Source organism: Neobacillus cucumis, from assembly GCF_023715505.1.
On the sequence record NZ_JAMBOH010000010.1, the window covers coordinates 71,535 to 91,381 of the forward strand.

The window sequence follows — 19,847 nt, forward strand, 5'->3', positions numbered from 1 at the left end:
AGTCTAAATTTCTAAAATATGAGTATTATTTTAAAAGAAAGGGAGGGGATATAGAAAATGGCGAAATCAATTGGGATATTAGGTGTCGGTCAGGCCGGCGGAAATATTGCAGAAATTGCAGTATCGATGGGCTTTCAGGCCGCACTAATAAATACAAATCAACGTGATGGTGCAGCTAATACAAGGGTTGAAAAGAAGTACTTCGTCCCAGGCTACAGCGGAGCCGGTCAGAATAGGTCGATTGGGTTAAAGGCAGTGAAAGAAAATTATCGAGAGTTAATTGACTTTGTCAAACGGTCTTTTAAGAATATTAAACTGTTATTGGTGGCCTTCTCTACAGATGGCGGGACAGGGTCAGGAATGAGTCCGCTCCTAATAGATATATTACTGGATCAGCTGCCGGGCATTAACATTGGTGCAATCGCGGTGGTCCCAGACCGTAACGTGCTGGCGGGAAATCGAATCAATGCAGCAGCCTGTATCGAGGAGATTTCGAGAATCGAGGCTCTGTCTTCTGTATTCCTTGTTGATAATGATCAATTACGGAAGACTAATCCTCAATCAAGTAAACATCAGATCTACCTTTCATCCAATCATCAAGTCATGGATGCCATTAATAATGTGCTGCAAATAACGAAGAAGAGTTCCTTATTTGGAAATTTTGATGAAACCGATTTAATGAATATACTAAGTACAAGAGGAGTTACGATTATCTCGTCAACCACCGTCACGGATGCAAGAACAACCGCGGATGTCTCCAGTAAAATCCAGCAATCGTGGATAAACTCCATATTCTGCCCTGTTGAGTCAACTGGGGTTATCAGAGCGGGATTAATCTATGAAGGACCGGAAAGTATAGCAAAACTAATAAATGTTCCATCCATTTTTGAAAGGGTTGGAGAACCGCTTGAATTATTCGAAGGAACGTATATTTCTGAATCAGACCCGACGATTACGACTGTATTAGCGGGACTTTCCTTTCCGGCCCGGCGGTTAAAGGCACTTGAAGACCTTCTTGAAAAAAATAAAGACCGCCTCCAGCACCTTGTCAATAAGGAGCATTCCCAACATTATGAGTCGCAAATTTCCTGGGCCTCTAACTTAAAAGTGCGGCCGCAGGAGAGAAAAGAGGGTAACGTTACATCTAAATTAACTAAATATCAAAAATAACCGATAGGTCAGCCTTCCGTTAGGGGGTTGGCCTTTTTTTCGCTGTCTTTTATTGGGTAATAGTTCCTCAATTTGGGAAGACTTTATTTAAATGGTGACACGCAGGTATTAAGCGAAAAACTAGTAGCTGCTGCCGTTTTTACGTTAAAATTAAATAATAGACAAAATGTCTTTTTTTAATAAAGGAGAAATGAACGATGTGGGAAGAAGTGGTTTCAAACTTTGCCTCTATGCTGGATTGGCAGATGTGGGCAGATGTGTTGTCCTCACCAAAGGCGTGGGGATTAATTTTATCTTTAGCGGTACTGGAATGTATCTTGTCTGCTGATAATGCCTTGGTTTTATCAGCCTTTGTAAAACCTTTGCCAAAGCAGCAGCAAAAAAAGGCCCTGATTTATGGACTTTGGGGGGCTTATATATTCCGGTTTATTTTTATCGGACTAGGAACATTTTTAATTAAACTATGGTTTATTAAACTAATTGGTGCGCTCTATTTACTCTGGCTGGCTGTCAAGTTCTTTATGGACAAGCTAAAACCTAAAGAAGATGGAGATGAGGAAGAGGAACGTAAACCGAAGGGCTGGTTGACCCAAACGTTTGGTGTATTCTGGGCAACGGTTATTAGTGTCGAACTAATGGATTTGGCCTTTTCAGTTGATAGTATCCTTACTGCACTAGCGGTTTCCGATGAAGTTTGGGTTGTCTTACTTGGCGGAATGATTGGGATTCTCTTAATGCGGGGTGTGGCGACCTTTTTTATCAGTTTAATGAACAGGGTTCCAGAGCTTGAGACGACTGCATATTTCTTAATTTTGTTTATTGCGGTTAAAATGGGACTTACCCTCGTCGATATCGAAATTCCTAATGAAATCTTTATCGTTGTATTGGTGGTAGCCTTTGTTATTACCTTTATCGTGCATGGTATTCGCAAGAACAGGACTGAAAAATATTCACATTAAAAGAACTTGGTTGGTATTGACATTATAGGAAGTAAAACTCAATATGGAAATATAAGCAGAAGAATAAAGTATAGGTTCTTCTGCTTTTTTTATGCACAGGTATTTCAGGACTTGCTAGATAAATAGGGGATATTAAAATGTTAAGTTTATTTCATTTAAACCTTTCAGAGTGGATATGGTTAATAGTCGCCGCTGTTTTAATCGGTTTTTCAAAAACGGGAATCAGCGCTTTTTCCATGCCGGTAATTCCAATCATTGCTTTAATCTTCGGTGGAAAAGAGTCCACTGGAATGATCTTGCCGTTATTAATTATTGGGGATCTTTTTGCGATTTATTATTATAATCGCCATGCTGACTGGAAGGACATAAAGGCTTTATTGCCATGGGTAGCTGCTGGCCTATTATTAGGATTGGTCGTGGGTGAGTATACCAACGACGCACAATTTAAAATGATTATCTCTATTTGTGTTATTTTATGTTTAATTATTTTAGTCTATACGGAGAAAAAAGGAGAGGGTGCTAAGGTTCCCAAGGGTAAATGGTTTTATGCCCTAACCGGAATCCTTAGTGGTTTTGCCTCGATGATTGGCAATGCTGCAGGACCCATCTTTAGTGTTTTTTTATTAGCAAAAGGCTTCAAGAAAGATAAATTTTTAGGCACAACCGCTTGGTTTTTCTTCATTGTTAATATTTCGAAGGTACCTATGCAGGCTTTGGTCTGGCATAATATACATTTAAAAACGCTGTTGTTTAGCCTGATGATGATTCCGGCGATTGCTGTGGGTGCCATTATAGGTGCGTTTTTAATAAAGAGGATTAATGAAAAGCCATTTCGTATTATTATTTTAATAGTTACTGCTTTATCCGCAATCAGATTAATATTTTAAAAGGTTTAATAGTAGAAAGACTAAGGCGCTTTAAGTACCTTAGTCTTTTTATGTTAAATTTTATCCTTTATAAACATACAACGTATCTCCGCCGCCAGGTCCAAATGATGTTTGACCTTGTGAGCTAGAATCCGATTGCCATTTGCTGCTCGGAACCTCCACACAATTGTCTTTAATCCACTGTGTTACCGATTGACTTTGTTCAAGGCCCCTTCCGCCGCGTCCAGAGATTAAGAAATACTTAACATAACCGGATTTGGCCATTTCTTCTAACTTTGCAGGAGTTAAAGCAGGATCGCTTCCTGAAAAACCTCCCATTGCCATAACAGCATAATCGGTATTAAGAATATATGGTGCTGCTGATTGTGTGCTGTCGGTAGCTAAGAAATATTTTTCACCGTCGTAATTTTTTTCTAAATAAGAAAGCAAGCCTGTGTTTAATTGGGTTTTAGTGTCCATTCCTTTATCATCAATATTCGCTGGTGCACTTGCTGGGATACTACCAGCCTGCTGACTAGTGGGTGGTGTCATATTCGAGCCATCTTGTTTTTCGGTGGATCCAGGTACAAAATTACCGCCCATTTTTCCGGCAAATTGGCCGCCTCTCATACCGCTGATACCTGAACCTGGTCCTGCAATCGGCGTGCTTGCATTATTTGTTTTATTAATCGTAATCCCCGTCCAGTATAGCGGCAAAATCAATAGAGCCAGCAGAGCCGCCATTGGCAGAGCAGGGGAAATGGCTTCTTTTTTCATCCGCAGAACCATCAGGACAAAGAGCACAGCCCCAACAAGAACAGTCCCGATTACCAAGATTTTTGATTGGGAGTTTTGGTTAAGAATTAACGATTCAAATAGGAAAGTAACCAGGATCCCTGAAGGTAGAAGCCGAGACTTCCATCCCTCTTTGTTTGTGAAAAAGTTCCAGAGTATCGTCCAGCCAATTCCAACTAATGCAGCTATGGCAGGTCCCATCATACTTAAATAATATTGATGGAAGAACTCGGCGATGCTGAAGAAAACCATCATTGGAATCAACCATGCCAGCCAAAAGGCTGCAAATTTAAGGCGGATATCAAATTGCTTTGATTTCAGGTATTCCCCAACTAAACCAATTACGGCAAACAGGATAAATGGTAACAACCAGCTTATTTGCCCGGAAAGCTCAGTTGAGAAAAGTCTTAATGGACCGGTACTACCCGTACCAAACATTCCACTTGTTCCTCCGCCTTTTCCGTCCATGCCTCCATCTTGAAAGTTTGGCGGAGTGCCAGCCCCCGTTGTCCCCTGGGCTTGGATAGCAGCTGTTCCTGATTGATTTTGCCCAGTCTGCTCTTTACTAGTATTGGTTGATGAGCTATTATCCTGCTTTTGAACCCCAGTAGACGTCCCATTATCCTGTCCCAACAAACGTTGGATCCCGTTATAGCCAAATGCTAGTTCCAAGACGGAATTGGTCTGACTACTTCCGATATATGGACGCTCACTGGCTGGAACAGAATCAACCACTAAAGCCCAAGATAAAGAAACGCCCGCCAACACTACCATTGCCGCTGCTAAATGCAGCAATCTCTTCTTCCAGTTTAATTTAACAGCTATCCAATAAAACAAGTAAATGGCTGGGACGACCATATAGGCTTGAAGCATTTTAATATTAAAGCCGACGCCGATTAAGAAAACACTTAGAATTAACAAGCCTAGCTTTTTCCTGTCTACAGCTTTCATTAATGCCCAAGTGGCAATTAAAAGGGTCACAATCAAAATACTGTCCACATTGTTAGTTCTTACAACGGCAACAAAGATGGGTGAACACGCAAGAACTAAACTGGATAGTAAGGACGCTGCGCGCCCGAATTTTGGTTTTACAAGGATATACATAAGGTAAACCGAGAATACCCCGGCCAGTGCTTCCGGCAGTAATACGCTAAAATCACTAAGTCCAAAGATTTTGGCACTTAAGGTTTGAACCCACAGTGCCACAGGCGGCTTATCAACAGTGATGAAACCTACAGGATCAAACGACGCATAGAAAAAAGCATGGAAATTCTGCATCATACTTTTGACTGCTGCCGTATAGTAGGTGTTTGACCCGGCATTGTTCAGATTATAAAAATTTAAACCTGCCGATAATACGAGAATCCCGACTAGGAGATAATCAACTCTTTTCTTTATTGTTTTCATTTGGTTACCTTCCAACTGTTATTTTTTAAAGTAATCGGTTCTTGTCTTATGCTTTTAATTTCATCCATCCCGTATTGGTCACGGACAATATATAATGGCCGATTCTTGGTTTCATCATATATCCGCCCGATATATTCCCCCATAACTCCTAACAAAATAAGAACAAACGAACTGAAGAACAACTGAATGATGATGAGAGAAGACCATCCGGGGACTGTTGCTTCGGTAAAAATTTTTAAATAGAACACGTAAAGCATATAAATCAAACCTGTAATCGCGAGCAATCCGCCCGCATAAGTTGCCAATTTCAGAGGTTTATAGGAAAACGATGTAATCCCGTCCATGGACAGTTTCAACATTCTTTTTAAAGGATACTTGGTTTCGCCTGCGGCCCGCTCATCGCGTTCATATTCGATTGCGGTCTGACGGAAGCCCACCCAGCTCGCCATTCCCCGAACAAATCGATTTTTTTCACGGAGGCCATTCATTTGCTGGACGACTTTCCGGTCCATTAAGCGGAAGTCCCCGGTATCAAGCGGTATATCAATATCCGTCATCGAGCGGAGTGTCCGATAGAAAAGAGAGGCAGATTTCTTTTTGAAAAAGCTTTCGCCTTTCCGTGACAGGCGCTTGGCATAGACGACGTCATAGCCTTCCATCCATTTTTCAATCATGTCTAGTATCAGTTCTGGCGGGTCCTGCAAATCGGCATCAATAATAATGACTGCCTCTCCTTGTGCATAATCCATCCCGGCTGAAATCGCTACTTGATGTCCAAAATTCCGCGAAAAGTTAATGAGCTTGACTCTTGCATCGGTTATCCCAATTTCAATCAGTATTTCTTCCGTTCTGTCTTTGCTGCCATCGTTGATAAAGAGCAATTCATAGGGGGCATCCGCGGAGTCCATCACAGTAATCAGCCGCTGATAGGTTTGCTGGATTACTTCTTCTTCATTAAAAACAGGCACAATAATCGAGTATTTTATATTTTTCACCGTTTTAATTCTCCTTTCAAAGAAATGATGAGAAAGTATTACGTGGTATCTGCCTTTACTTTAATGGTTCAAACTTAATTATTTCTTAAAGTACCAGGGGAAATTGATTTCTTTTACTAGGTAATTGATATACTTAAGGATACAAATGAACTTTTAGGAGAGGGATATAGTGGTTAAATTCGGAGTTATTGGGCTCGGGGATATTGCGCAAAAGGCGTATCTGCCAGTCTATAGCAGCTTAAAGGATCAAGAATTTCACTTTTTTACACGAAACCAGGAAAAGCTAAAGTCCGTTGGCAGCCAATATCGGTTCGAGCACCTCCACTCTACATTAGAATCCTTGCTTAGCAATGGGATTAAAGGGGCGTTTGTCCATTCGTCGACAGCCTCCCATGAAGAGATTGTCGAACAACTGCTCGCGCACGATATCCATGTGTTTGTCGATAAGCCGATTACCGACCATTATGATGGGGCAAAAAGACTCGTCGAACTTGCCGAGCGGAAGGGGCTAATCTTAATGACAGGCTTTAATCGAAGATACGCCCCTGCATACCAACGGCTAAAGGAAGTCGCTGACTCAAATATGGTCATAGTCCAGAAACATCGGAACTCATTGCCTGGTGAACCAAGGACATTCATTTATGATGATTTCATCCATGTGGTAGATACCTTGAGATATCTATTCCCGGCCCCAATCGAAGAAGTAATTGTCAATGGAAAAATTGTTGAGGATATTCTATACCATGTTGTTGTTCAGTTTATTTCAAGTGGCGCAACGGCGCTTGGAATTATGAACCGGGAAAATGGGACAAATGAAGAAATCGCGGAGGTCATGGGGCCTTTAGAGAAACGCAGCGTTTATAATGTTTCAAAATTAGTTGTTTCAAAGGGGATGGAAACAACTGAGGTACGGGGCAGTGACTGGGAATCTACCCTAAAAAAACGTGGTTTCGAGGAGATGGTCACGGATTTTGTCAATGCTGTTACGACGAACACAAAGCCAAGCATATCTGCTTCAGATGCACTGGAAACTCATGAAATCTGTGGAAAAATTCTTTCCAAGCTAAGAAGTTAGTTCAGGCATGGAGGTGAAATGAAAGGTCGGCTTAGGATCTTTTATTTAACCTCTATGCCTTTTTATTTTGTCATTCGTCCCAATATCAGTAATAGTAGTTAGGACCAGACAGTAAACTATTAATGGACACGGTCTTTAAGGAGGTGGTGATTAGAACACAGCCGCTATCTTTCTAGTTTGATAGTCATTATTTATTCGTTGTCTGTTTTTTTCAAGATAGCTGCAGCGTTAAAGAAAAAACATAAATAGGGGGTTCAGCAAATGAGGAAATATCTGCAAAGATTAGGAAGTTCGTTGATGTTACCGGTTGCGGTCCTGCCGGCAGCAGCGATATTAATGGGTATCGGATATTGGATTGACCCGACCGGCTGGGGTGCAGACAGTCCGCTTGCTGCTTTCTTAATTAAAGCTGGCAGTTCGATTATCGATAATATTCCGATTCTATTTGCTGTCGGTGTTGCCTTAGGGATGTCAAAAGAGAAGGATGGTTCTGCCGCACTGAGCGGTCTGGTTGCCTTCTTGGTTGTAACCACTTTGCTTTCAACAGGTACAGTGGCACTATTAGAAGGGGTTGATCCAACTAAAGTTGATCCATCATTTGATAAAGTCAAAAATGCTTTTGTTGGGATTATCTCCGGTATTGTGGCTTCCATGATGTACAATCGTTATAGTCATGTAAAATTACCGGATGCATTCGCATTTTTCAGCGGTAAACGGTTGGTCCCGATTATGACAGCTATTTCAATGCTGGTTGTTTCCGCAGTGTTATTCTTTGTATGGCCGCCGATTTATACTGCATTGATTACATTTGGTAAAGCAATTAGTGATTTAGGTGCTGTTGGTGCTGGTCTTTATGGCTTCTTTAACCGACTTTTAATACCGACCGGATTACACCATGCCTTAAACTCCGTATTCTGGTTTGATGTGGCCAACATTAATGATATTGGAAACTTCTGGGCGAGCAAGGGGGAAAAGGGCGTAACTGGTATGTACCAAGCCGGATTCTTCCCAATCATGATGTTCGGGCTGCCTGCAGCCGCTTTAGCTATGGTTCATACGGCTAAAACGAAGAAGAGAAAGCAAGTCGCGTCATTAATGTTAGCCGCCGGCTTTGCCGCCTTTTTTACAGGTGTGACGGAGCCGATTGAGTTTGCATTCATGTTCTTAGCTCCTATGCTTTATCTTGTGCATGCTATCCTAACAGGTCTGTCATTGGCAATTGCAGCAGCGTTCCATTGGACAGCTGGGTTTGGGTTTAGTGCCGGACTTATCGACTATGTGCTAAGTTTTAAAATCCCAATTGCTAATAAGCCATATATGTTAATCGTTCAAGGCTTAGTTTTTGCGGTTATTTATTACTTCTTATTCCGTTATATTATTGTTAAATTTAATTTAATGACTCCTGGCCGCGAAGATGACGAAGATGAGGCTGTGGAAGAGACCGCAGGCGAAAGTAAGTTTGCTTCAATGGCAGCGATCATTTATGAAGGATTGGGCGGTGATGAGAACGTCGTTTCAGTGGATAACTGTGTGACCCGCTTAAGATTAGAAGTGAAGGATATGAGTAAGGTCGACCAGAAGAAAATCAAATCGGCCGGGGTACCGGGAATTAACATCGTTGGTCCGCAAAGTATCCAAGTTATTATCGGTACGAATGTTCAATTTGTCGCCGATGAGGTTCATAAGCTAAGGAAAGAGAACTAATAAAGAGTGCCGCTTAGATTGATTTTGTATCTAAGCGGTTTTTTTAGGTCTTCTTTGTTAAAATAAATGGAAATAGAGAACTTAGGAGTCACCTATGAAAGAATATTACTATGATAAATTACTTAATATTAAAACCCGCGGCGACCAGCAGGGATTTAATAAGTCCATGCATTATCATCGTTACGAGCCCACACCGTACAGTGCACTAGAGGAACTGTTTCGCCATTATGGGATTCGTCATGACGACCATATTGTGGACTTTGGGTCTGGTAAGGGACGGCTCAATTTTTATCTTCATTTTTTCTATGATGTTAGAGTTGTTGGTGTTGAAATGAATGAAGACCTTTACGATGAGGCACTGCAAAATCAGAAGCGTTATGTGAAAAAGACTGGGAAGGACAAAATTCAATTTGTTTGCTGCCTGGCAGAAGAGTATGAAATCAGCAGCTTTGATAATCGTTTTTATTTTTTTAATCCGTTTTCGATTCAAGTGTTTCGAAGAGTAGTTAATAATATCCTGCGCTCTTTGGAGGGGAACCCAAGGGAAATAAAACTGGTTTTATATTATCCGTCTGAGGATTATATTTACTTCCTAGAACAGGATACTGCTTTTGAGTTACAGAAGGAAGTAATCTTACCGTATGTTTACGAGCATAATCAGAATGAACGGTTTTTAATATATCGGCTAGCGCTGTAGATAAGTGTAAAATAGTAGAAATGGTGCCTGTCACCATTTACAATCTCTCCAAGGGAGTTATAGTGTATGGAAAGTATTACGGTTGTTTCTCTTTTAGATGTGATTAGTGAGTTGTTTTCGGAGGAGATTTCGATTGCGGTTTCTAATACTCGGGAATATATTTATTTCCGGCCGAGTAAGCGGGTTGATTTAAAGATCAGGGCGGGGGATCCTTTGAAGGAGGGGACGATAGCCTATAAGGCGATCCATTCAAAACAAAAGATTTCCGAGTTTATAAATCGGGACCTATTTGGCGTCCCTTATCACGGAATGGCGGTTCCTTTCTTTCATGAAGGCAGGCTGGAAGGTTGTGTGACCGCAATTTATCCTGCTTTAACGAGCGGAAAGCTGGTCGTGACGATCAAAACAGAGGATGGCTGGATACCGGTTCCTTTTTCTCAAGTGATCTATATCGAAGCCAAGGATAAAAAAACGTATGTTACCACTATGGAACTTAGCGGTACACATAAGTACTCTTTACAGGAATTTGAGTTCCATCTGCCAAAGGATTATTTTATCCGTTGTCATCGCTCGTTTATCGTAAATGTAAATCATATTAAAGCGATCTTTCCTGACACTCACTCTACCTTCATCTTGTCGATGGATAACGGCGACAAAGTCCCTGTGAGTCAATCATATTCAAGTTATTTTCGAAGATTGCTAGGTTTTTAATTAGATAAGAAAGAATAGAAGTTTGTGACTTTGAGAATTGTCTAGCTCCAGCGCCTAGCCCCTCGAGGTCATAAGCCAATCCGTCCAAAAGGTTAAAAAGCAACCTTTCGGCCAGCTGGTCTTATGCTTGTCGGGGCTGATCAAGGCGCTTGCGCTTTTCTTAGTAAATACTGTTTGAGAACGTAATAATGCTGGTTTATCTGAATTTTCCGTAATTTATCCTGGAAATCTCTATTTGATAACCTATATCGGTTACAATTATCTCAAAATTCACTTAAGGGAGTGGAGATAGCATGGAAAATTATGTAGAGCGGATTCGTGATCAGCGTTTGTTAAATCGTATCGTAACACCAGAAGAGGCGGCTTCATGGATACAAGACGGGATGACTTTGGGGTTAAGCGGGTTTACACGTGCTGGGGATGTGAAAGCGGTACCATTTGCTTTGGTCAAACGTGCTGAAAAGGAGACATTTAAGGTAAATGTGTATACGGGTGCGTCCTTGGGTTCTGATGTTGATAAGTTGTTTGCAGAGGCCGGGATTCTTGGAAAAAGACTTCCCTTTCAGGCTGATCCGACCATGCGGAATAAAATTAATAATGGGGAAATGATGTTTGTAGACCAGCACCTATCACATACGGCGGAATTAGTAAGAGCGGGTGTAATGGAGCCTGTCGATTTTGCTATTTTGGAAGCGTTCTCTGTGACGGGGGAGGGAATGGTGATACCAACCACTTCAGTAGGGAACTCCCTCTCATTTGCATTAAATGCTAAATCTATCATTATAGAAATCAATTTGGCCCATCAAGTCAATCTTGAAGGCCTCCATGATTTATACGATCCCGGAAAGCAGGGGGAGCGCGGTCCGATCCCTTTAACAAAGGTCGACGATCGAATCGGAACCATCGGCATCCCGGTGGATATGGAAAAGGTGAAAGGGATTGTTTTTACAAATCAGCTAGATTCTCCATCGACGATTGTACCGCCTGATGATGAGACTGTCGTTATGGCGAACCATTTGATTGAGTTTTTGCGGACGGAAGTGAGGACAGGAAGATTGACGAAACGGCTTGCTCCATTGCAATCCGGGATTGGTTCGGTGGCTAATGCTGTCCTGCACGGCATGCTAGATTCGGAGTTTATTGACTTAGAAGTCTATTCAGAGGTATTGCAGGATGCTGTATTTGACTTACTTGATGCCGGTAAGGTGAAATTTGCTTCATGCTGTTCCATTACCCTTTCTGACGGAAAAATGAAGGAGGTTTACGGGAACTTTGAAAAGTATCGTGACCGGTTAATCATGAGGCCGCAGGAGATATCAAATCATCCAGAAATCATTCGCCGTCTAGGGTTAATTTCGATTAACACAGCTTTAGAATTGGACATCTATGGGAATGTGAACTCTACCCATGTTCTAGGAACTAAGATGATGAATGGGATTGGCGGCTCAGGGGATTTCGCACGTAATGCCCGTTTAGCTATTTTTGTAACAAAGTCGATAGCAAAGGGTGGAAGGATTTCAAGTATTGTCCCGTTTGTGTCCCATGTTGATCATACCGAACATGACGTGGACGTCATTGTGACAGAGCAGGGATATGCAGATCTGCGTGGATTGGCACCAAGGGAGAGAGCGGAGTTAATAATTGAGCGTTGTGCTCATCCGTTGTATCGCGAACAGCTGCGCGAATATTATCAAGAAGCACGAATGAGAGGCGGACAAACTCCTCATGTTTTAGAAAAAGCATTATCCTGGCACATAAACTTCTCCGCGAATGGAACGATGAAATTACCGGTTGGACAAACCGTATAATATAAGTGCAAACAGTGCTAAGAGTAGTATGGGTGACAGGCACCACAGATGGACAAATGTCCATCCGTGGTGCCTGTCACCTTTTTATTATCTAGATTTACGTGGATTTATCCTAGAAAAGGGTACAAACCTAGAGCCTGTCTAATTTGGGTTACATATCATGAAGTACAGTCATACAGAGAGATAAATGGAAGGGAGGGACAAGTGCTGACAAACCTGAGGGAGGAGGCAGGTCCGTCTTATGAAACATCATGAATCACTAACTAGAATGAAAGGGGATAGACATGTTATTACAACCAATGGTATGGATGACGATCCTATCTTTTGTGGTTACGTTAATTTTTATTCTTTGGAGGCCAAAAGGGGTTAATGAAGCAATTCCAGCAACAATTGGGGCGATATTTGTATTATTAAGCGGCAGTGTGTCGCTGTCTGACCTTGGAGTGATTACCGAGACTATAAGCGGTGCTGCCATAACGATTATTGCGACAATTGTCATGGCGATCGTGTTAGAAAGCTTTGGATTCTTTAACTGGGTTGCCGAGAAGCTGGCTGAAAAGGCTCGAGGGTCCGGGATTCGGTTATTTTGGTATGTGAATCTCTTGTGCTTCCTAATGACACTGTTTTTTAATAATGATGGAAGTATCTTAATCACTACGCCAATTTTGGTGATGCTGCTAAATAATATGGGGTTAAAGAACCATCAAAAGATTCCGTATTTATTATCAGGCGGGCTGGTAGCGACAGCATCGAGTGCTCCGATTGGTGTGAGTAATATTGTGAACCTGATCGCACTTAAAATCGTGCATATGAGTTTGTATTTGCACACAGCGATGATGTTTGTACCAGCAACACTCGGGCTTCTGTTCTTAGTTTTTCTGCTGTACCTTCGATTTAAAAAAGTCTTACCGAAAACTGTTCCTACCAAGGTAAGCGGATTAACACTCACATCTTACCATCCACTTAAGCCGGGGCCAAAATATTCTTCTGGAAAAGAGCGGTCCAAGTTTATGCGGAATGTGCTCCTATTTGTATTTGCTGTGAGGATAAGCCTGTTTGTCGCCTCTTACATTGGAATTCCTGTTTCCATCATGGCTGTGATTGGTTCGCTTGTCCTGCTTGGCTGGAGATGGGTCTACCTAAAAATTCCACCGGTGGATATGATTAAAAAAACGCCTTGGTATATTCTCGTTTTCGCGTTTAGTATGTACGTCATCATATATGGCCTCAACAATATTGGTCTAACGGACTGGTTAATCGGATTCATGCGCCCGATGGTTTCCGGAAGTTTATTGCATGCAAGTGTGATGATGGGGACCCTGCTATCCGTTCTATCTAATATCTTTAACAATCATCCGGCCCTGATGGTTGGAACGCTCACGTTAACACATATGGGGCTAGACATGCTTACCTTAAAAGTAGCTTATTTGGCTAACGTTATTGGAAGTGATATGGGTTCATTACTGTTGCCAATGGGAACCCTCGCCACGCTGATGTGGATGCATATTATAAGGAAGGGAAAGGTCAAGTTTTCTTGGTGGGAATACGTAAAAGTTACAGTAGTTGTTATACCACCTGCAACCTTGTTTACGTTAGTTGTCTTGTATTATTGGGTCTCCAGTTTGTTTGGGGGAGCACTTCAGTAAGTTAGAGATGGAATGCATCAAAGAGGTTATCAGTCTATAAGAAGGGAAAAGGAAAGGTGATTCACTTAGTAAGAAAAAGAAGCCAAAAAAATAATCCAAACTTGTTTGGCCGACAAAGGATGGATTAACACGCTCGTATTTGCACACTTATTAAGCCGTGGTTGTAAGTGACCACGGTTTTCTTCATTTCGGTAAAAGATCGGTATATAAATAAAATATGAATCTGAGTATAACTATGTTCATCACCATAAAAAAAATATAAAGCTCACTATTGGTGACAGGCACCATTAACATTAAGAAAACATGGTAAACTGGTGACATGGTAAAAGAAACTGATTAGGAGATTACTATGAGTGCAATAGGGGACAATGAGCGGATCGATGTGTTGGATTATCTGCGCGGGTTTGCTTTGCTGGGAATTATTTTGGTTAATATTGGGCCATTATTGGCTGCCAATCCCCCGGCAGCAAATTCTGCGGATGCTGCTTATTGGCGGTTTTTGTATTTATTTATTGAAGGCCGTTTTTATACGATTTTCACCTTCCTGTTTGGTGTTGGCTTATTTCTTTTCATCGACCGTGCCAATACAAAAGGGAAGAAAGGACAAGTGTTGTTTGTACGGAGACTGATCGTGTTATTCATATTTGGATGGGTACATGTGCAGTTCCATCCGGGAGAAGCATTAACAATCTATGCCATCTCAGGTCTGATCCTCCTGCCATTTTACAAAGTGAACAGAAACGTCAATTTTATCTTTGGCATCATCATGCTAGTAGTATTAGGACTTTTTGCTGCAAAAATCTTTATGGTTATTCCATTGATGTTGTTGGGGATTGCCGCGGGCCAATATCATCTGTTTCAGAGAATCCGGCATTGCATAAAGGAAACAGCTGTTTTTACGGTGATAATGTTAGTCCTAAGTCTAGCGGGACTGACCTTTCAATATCAAACCGCACCGAGTCCTGCGCAAGTCGCTAATTCCATCCAAACACAGCAGTTTCTGAACATAGGTGTTACGATTGGCCCTGTGATTTCCGCCTTTTATGCCGGATGCATCGTAATGCTGATACAAGTACCTTTTTTCCGTCAACTATTAGCTCCTTTAAAAAGCTATGGCCGAATGGCATTTACTAATTATTTAATGCAAACAACCTTAATCTTACTGGCTGGAAAAATCCTGCAGCTGCAAAATCATATTAACTATCTTCAAACACTCTATATATGCTTAGCTATTTATGTCATTCAATTAATCTATAGTACGCTATGGCTTCGTTATTTCAAGTTCGGTCCAATGGAATGGGTATGGAGAGCCTTGACCTATCAGGAGTTACCCCCAATGCGAAAAAGCTCCTAGCCGAGCCTAAGCCTTTCCGCCCTGGAGGCAGTTATACTAAAAAATCTCAGTGCCCGCTCAATTTCTTAGAATGCTGGGCGGGCACTTTGTTTAGTTTTGTAAACATTTAAGTATTAGTTATTGATTAATTTTAACATCATGATCTTTTGCCAGTTTATTCAACTTACTCTTATAATCCCGGATATGCTCTCTTGCATCGGCCAGCATATCATTTGCCTCCTGAACCAGCGCAGGATCCTGCTCCTCGAGGGCTTGTTTTATGGTAGCAAATGCTTTAAATTGAATGTCAGCCCCCTCAATATAAATCTCATGTATCTCCCTTAACTCATCAGTTTCTATCTTGACTGTATCCAATTCTTTAATAAATTCATTATAGTTTGGAATAACTTCTTTGGTTAACGCATCGTACATCGTTTGGTCATCCTTATAATTCGCTCCGGAGACACCTTCGTAGGCAGAAACCGCAGCCGCTTCTAACTTCCCTGCTTGTTTCATTTCTTTATTCACATAATTTAACAAATCATCTTGTACTGGGTCACTAAAGCATCCTGACAACAGCAAAATCAACGGTAAAACAATGGCTAATAGTCCCTTTTTCACTCAATCCCCCCCTAATCCTCAATTTATGAGACGCTGGAAGTCCAATATGTTAGGGAGTAAAAAAAGGACAGTATTCTTGGTCACAAATAAAGGGCAATTTTTTCCAACAGGTTATTAAAAGAGTTGATAAAAATTCTCAATTAACTATTGACACTATTTTCCTCAATTGTTTATACTTAAATTAAATGATAATGATTTTCAATATCATTAAAAAATATTTGGAGACAGCGATGAAGAAACGATATTTATTGTTAGTGTTAGCTATATTGTCAGGGGTCTCATTGTTTACAGGGGTCAGCAGCATTTCGCCTATCGATCTCATAAACTTCCAATCTGAAGAAACTCAAATATTTCTGATCAGCCGGGTACCAAGGCTAGTAGCCATCATCCTTGCGGGTGCAGGAATGAGCATTGCCGGACTCATCATGCAGCAGCTCAGCCGTAACAAATTTGTTTCACCGACAACTGCCGGAACACTGGATGCGACTCGTTTAGGAATATTGGTTTCGATGCTGCTGTTTGCAAATGCCTCGATGATGCAAAAAATGCTGGTTGCCTTTGCATTTGCACTTGCGGGAACATTTTTATTCATGCAAATTCTTGACCGAATTAAGTTGAAGGATGCAATCTTCATTCCACTTGTAGGCTTAATGTTCGGCAACATTTTATCTTCCGTCACGACGTTCTTTGCCTACCGGGCAGATGTGATACAAAATATGTCCGCCTGGCTGCAAGGGGATTTTTCCATGATTATGAAAGGGCGTTATGAGCTCCTATACATAAGTATTCCGATTTTAATTATCGCCTATTTTTATGCCAACCGTTTTACTGTTGCTGGAATGGGGGAAGACTTTTCAAAAAATTTAGGCCTTGCCTATCGGAGAATCGTCAATATTGGACTGGTGCTCGTTGCGCTAATAACGGTCACTGTTGTGCTGACAGTCGGAATGATTCCGTTTCTCGGTCTAATTATCCCGAATATCATCTCGATTTTTAAAGGTGACCACCTGCAAAAAACGCTGCCGCATACGGCTTTACTAGGAGCGAGCTTTTTGCTAGTTTGCGATATTCTTGGGAGAATCATCATTTATCCCTACGAGATTTCAATTAGCTTGATGGTTGGGGTCATAGGCAGCGGAATCTTCCTTTATCTTCTATTTAGGAGGAGAGCTTATGTGTAACCAGTGGATAAAAATGGGGAGCTTAGTCTTAGTCGCACTGTTGTGCTGCGGGATTTACTTATTTCACGATCTTAATGGCAGCTTTGATTATGCGCTCCCGAAAAGGGCAGTTAAGATCATCGCCATGATTATTACAGGATTTACGATTGCCTATGCGACAGTTGTTTTTCAAACGATTACCCATAATCGCATTTTAACACCGAGCATTATGGGGCTTGATGCCCTCTATTTACTGTTGCAAACTGTGATCATTTTCTTTCTTGGTTCTGACCATTTAGTAGCGGTCAATAAACAGGTTAATTTCTTAATCTCTATTGTTGTAATGATTGTTTTTGCCCTCGGACTTTATCAGTTTCTTTTTAAAAAGGGCAGTCAGTCCATTTACTTTTTATTACTCATTGGAATTATTGTCGGTACCTTTTTCTCAAGTATATCTACCTTCTTTCAAGTGCTGATCGATCCGAATGAATTTCAGATTGTCCAAGACCGCATGTTTGCTAGTTTTAACAATATTAATTCGGATTTGGTATGGCTGGCGCTGGTTCTGGTTTGTGTCGTCATAATTTATGCCTGGCGCTATATGAAATACCTCGATGTATTATCACTCGGGAGGGAGTGGGCCATTAATCTCGGTGTTCCCTACGATTCAATTGTGAAAAAAATGCTGATTATTGTGGCCATCTTTATTTCCATTTCTACCGCACTTGTAGGGCCGATTACCTTTTTTGGCTTAATTGTGGCGAACCTTTCTTATCAGTTTTTTAAAACCTATAAACATAAGGTTCTCATCAGCGGCGCAATTGTAATCAGTGTTATTGCCCTTGTTGGCGGGCAATGGGTAGTTGAACGAATCTTTACATTTTCGACCACGCTCAGCGTAATTATTAACTTTTTCGGCGGTATTTACTTTATCTATCTACTACTAAAGGAGAGGAAAGCAGCATGATCCATGTGAAGTCATTATCGAAGTTTTACGGGAAGAAGGCGGTTGTTGAAGATGTGACCGTTGATATCCAGCCTGGAAAAATAACCTCCTTTATTGGGCCGAACGGGGCAGGGAAATCAACGCTTTTGTCAATGGTCAGCCGGCTCCTCGATGCAGACACGGGTGAAGTGCTTGTCAACCAGTCCAATGTCCGCAAGATGAGGTCGAATGATTTTGCCAAATCCGTTTCGATTTTAAAACAATCGAATTACATGAATGTCCGGCTCAAGATTCGCGAACTGGTTTCGTTTGGCCGATTTCCCTACTCTAAGGGGAGGCTTACGGAGGAGGATGAGCGGATGGTGGATCAATCGTTAGAATACATGGATCTTACGGAAATGCAGGATTGCTTTTTGAATGAACTATCAGGAGGACAGCGGCAGCGCGCGTTTATTGCGATGGTGATTGCTCAAGATACGCAGTACATCCTGCTCGATGAACCTCTAAACAATTTGGATATGAAGCATTCTGTTCAAATTATGAAAATCTTGCGCCGCTTAGTAGATGAACTGGGTAAAACGGTTGTTATTGTTCTCCATGATATTAATTTTGCCTCCGTTTATTCTGATTGGATTGTCGCCATGAAAGATGGAAAAGTCGTCAAAAATGGACCGACAGAGGAAATTATCCAATCGGAGGCCTTAAGTGAGATTTATGATATGGATATACCAATTCAAGAAATGAACAATTGCCGAATTTGTGTTTATTTTAATTCATAAAGGCTCATTTTCGTAAACTTTGTTGCTTATGGACCTTAATGAGGGTCATAAACTTAAGTATCTAGGCAATTTTTGCAAATGTTTTTACAAAAAGATGCCACGAAGCATCAACTTATACGGGTTGATAAACTTATACGAGAAAAAACAATCTATGCGAAAATAGCCCATAAAAAAGGGAGAGTGGACTAGATGAAAAAGTGGAGTTTGCTAGGGTTTATTTTTACGGTGATTTTGGTGTTAGCAGCTTGCGGCGGGACAAAAGAGGAGGAGGCCTCTCAAACAGCCTCTGGTGAACAATCAGAAGAGAGGATGACGATTAAGCATGAATATGGGGAAGCAGTAATTGAGAAGAATCCGAAGAAGGTTGTTGTGTTTGATTTTGGCGTGCTGGATACCCTAGATGAGTTAGGTATTGAAGTAACAGGAGTTCCCCAAGCAACGATGCCTTCTTATTTAAAAAAATACAGTGATAAGAAATATACCAATGTAGGCAGCTTGAAGGAACCGGATTTTGAGGCGATTCACGCGTTGGAACCGGACGTCATTTTTATCTCAGGGCGTCAAGCCGAATTATACGACCAGTTTTCGGAGATTGCCCCAACCGTTTATGTAGGGATTGATTATACAAATTACATGGATTCCTTTACAAAGAATATGAATTTAATCGGTGAGATTTTTGGAAAAGAAGATCAGGTAGCAAGTGAATTAAAGGATGTTCAAGAACGCGTGGAGACGTTAAATAAAAAAGCTTCTGCTCTTGACCAAAAAGGCCTCATTGTCTTGGCGAATGAAGGAAAAGTGAGTGCCTACGGGCCAAGCTCTCGTTTTGGTATCGTCCATGACGTTTTTGGCTTCGGCGCGGCCGATGAAAAAATTGAAGTCTCTACCCATGGACAAAGTATTACGTTTGAATATATCAAAGAAAAAAATCCGGATGTCCTGTTTGTGATTGACCGGGCAACGGCTGTTGGCGGCGAAATTGGCGCCAAGGAAATTATAGAAAATGAGCTCGTCAAAAAGACATCAGCCTATAAAAATAACAAAATTGTCTACTTAGATGCAGACTCTTGGTACCTAAGCGGCGGCGGTTTAAAATCAATGAAAAGTATGGCAAAAGAGGCAGAAGCAGCCCTTTAATAAAAAAGCGTCAGGCACCATGAGAATTTCGGTGTCTG

17 protein-coding genes are annotated in these 19,847 nt (G+C 41.3%); 14 read left to right on the forward strand and 3 right to left on the reverse strand.

What is annotated here, in order from left to right; genetic code table 11:
• Positions 1 to 57: 57 nt before the first annotated feature.
• From M3226_RS15905 to M3226_RS15915, 3 genes are all read left to right on the forward strand, one after another.
• On the forward strand, positions 58 to 1,170 hold the full coding sequence (locus tag M3226_RS15905) for a tubulin-like doman-containing protein (RefSeq protein WP_251566739.1): 1,113 nt from the start codon (positions 58 to 60) through the stop codon (positions 1,168 to 1,170).
• 197 nt (positions 1,171 to 1,367) lie between these two features.
• Positions 1,368 to 2,129, forward strand: a complete 762-nt coding sequence (locus tag M3226_RS15910) for a TerC family protein (protein WP_251566741.1) — start codon at positions 1,368 to 1,370, stop codon at positions 2,127 to 2,129.
• A gap of 137 nt (positions 2,130 to 2,266) precedes the next feature.
• Positions 2,267 to 3,016 (forward strand): sulfite exporter TauE/SafE family protein, encoded by a 750-nt coding sequence (locus M3226_RS15915; RefSeq protein WP_251566743.1) that lies wholly within the window; start codon positions 2,267 to 2,269, stop codon positions 3,014 to 3,016.
• 60 nt (positions 3,017 to 3,076) lie between these two features.
• Here the strand turns inward: M3226_RS15915 and M3226_RS15920 are convergent, their stop codons facing one another.
• Complete coding sequence (locus M3226_RS15920; RefSeq protein ID WP_251566744.1) at positions 3,077 to 5,197, reverse strand: glycosyltransferase family 39 protein; 2,121 nt, start codon at positions 5,195 to 5,197, stop codon at positions 3,077 to 3,079.
• On the reverse strand, positions 5,194 to 6,192 hold the full coding sequence (locus tag M3226_RS15925) for a glycosyltransferase family 2 protein (protein ID WP_251566746.1): 999 nt from the start codon (positions 6,190 to 6,192) through the stop codon (positions 5,194 to 5,196). Before M3226_RS15925 ends, M3226_RS15920 begins: the two co-directional genes overlap by 4 nt.
• A 169-nt stretch (positions 6,193 to 6,361) precedes the next feature.
• Between M3226_RS15925 and M3226_RS15930 the strand changes: the two genes are divergently transcribed.
• The 7 genes from M3226_RS15930 (at position 6,362) to M3226_RS15960 (ending at position 15,187) form a co-directional block, all read left to right on the forward strand.
• The gene (locus M3226_RS15930; protein ID WP_251566747.1) at positions 6,362 to 7,267 is read left to right on the forward strand and encodes a Gfo/Idh/MocA family protein; all 906 of its coding nucleotides are present in this window, start codon (positions 6,362 to 6,364) and stop codon (positions 7,265 to 7,267) included.
• A 261-nt stretch (positions 7,268 to 7,528) separates the two neighbouring features.
• Positions 7,529 to 8,971: an N-acetylglucosamine-specific PTS transporter subunit IIBC gene (gene nagE, locus M3226_RS15935; RefSeq protein WP_251566749.1), complete on the forward strand. Its 1,443-nt coding sequence runs from the start codon at positions 7,529 to 7,531 to the stop codon at positions 8,969 to 8,971.
• Positions 8,972 to 9,065: 94 nt separating this feature from the next.
• Positions 9,066 to 9,668: a class I SAM-dependent methyltransferase gene (locus M3226_RS15940; RefSeq protein WP_251566751.1), complete on the forward strand. Its 603-nt coding sequence runs from the start codon at positions 9,066 to 9,068 to the stop codon at positions 9,666 to 9,668.
• A 66-nt stretch (positions 9,669 to 9,734) separates the two neighbouring features.
• The gene (locus tag M3226_RS15945) at positions 9,735 to 10,379 is read left to right on the forward strand and encodes a LytTR family DNA-binding domain-containing protein (RefSeq protein ID WP_098531147.1); all 645 of its coding nucleotides are present in this window, start codon (positions 9,735 to 9,737) and stop codon (positions 10,377 to 10,379) included.
• Positions 10,380 to 10,672: 293 nt separating this feature from the next.
• Positions 10,673 to 12,187: an acetyl-CoA hydrolase/transferase family protein gene (locus M3226_RS15950; RefSeq protein ID WP_251566753.1), complete on the forward strand. Its 1,515-nt coding sequence runs from the start codon at positions 10,673 to 10,675 to the stop codon at positions 12,185 to 12,187.
• Between the two features lie 284 nt (positions 12,188 to 12,471).
• Positions 12,472 to 13,833, forward strand: coding sequence for an arsenic transporter (locus tag M3226_RS15955; protein ID WP_251566755.1), 1,362 nt, complete (start codon positions 12,472 to 12,474; stop codon positions 13,831 to 13,833).
• A gap of 349 nt (positions 13,834 to 14,182) precedes the next feature.
• Complete coding sequence (locus M3226_RS15960; RefSeq protein ID WP_251566757.1) at positions 14,183 to 15,187, forward strand: DUF418 domain-containing protein; 1,005 nt, start codon at positions 14,183 to 14,185, stop codon at positions 15,185 to 15,187.
• Between the two features lie 117 nt (positions 15,188 to 15,304).
• On the opposite strand, the gene M3226_RS15965 is transcribed toward M3226_RS15960, so the two are convergent.
• Positions 15,305 to 15,787, reverse strand: a complete 483-nt coding sequence (locus tag M3226_RS15965; RefSeq protein ID WP_251566759.1) for a hypothetical protein — start codon at positions 15,785 to 15,787, stop codon at positions 15,305 to 15,307.
• Positions 15,788 to 16,017: 230 nt separating this feature from the next.
• Here M3226_RS15965 and M3226_RS15970 point away from each other — a divergent pair, with 230 nt between their 5' ends.
• The 4 genes from M3226_RS15970 (at position 16,018) to M3226_RS15985 (ending at position 19,809) form a co-directional block, all read left to right on the forward strand.
• Entirely contained in the window at positions 16,018 to 16,968 is a 951-nt protein-coding gene (locus M3226_RS15970; RefSeq protein ID WP_251566761.1) for an ABC transporter permease, read from the forward strand.
• Positions 16,961 to 17,914 (forward strand): iron chelate uptake ABC transporter family permease subunit, encoded by a 954-nt coding sequence (locus M3226_RS15975; protein ID WP_251566763.1) that lies wholly within the window; start codon positions 16,961 to 16,963, stop codon positions 17,912 to 17,914. The genes M3226_RS15970 and M3226_RS15975 overlap by 8 nt, the downstream gene beginning before the upstream one ends.
• On the forward strand, positions 17,911 to 18,672 hold the full coding sequence (locus tag M3226_RS15980; protein WP_251566765.1) for an iron ABC transporter ATP-binding protein: 762 nt from the start codon (positions 17,911 to 17,913) through the stop codon (positions 18,670 to 18,672). Before M3226_RS15975 ends, M3226_RS15980 begins: the two co-directional genes overlap by 4 nt.
• 189 nt (positions 18,673 to 18,861) lie before the next feature.
• Entirely contained in the window at positions 18,862 to 19,809 is a 948-nt protein-coding gene (locus M3226_RS15985) for a siderophore ABC transporter substrate-binding protein (protein WP_251566766.1), read from the forward strand.
• Positions 19,810 to 19,847 lie beyond the last annotated feature (38 nt).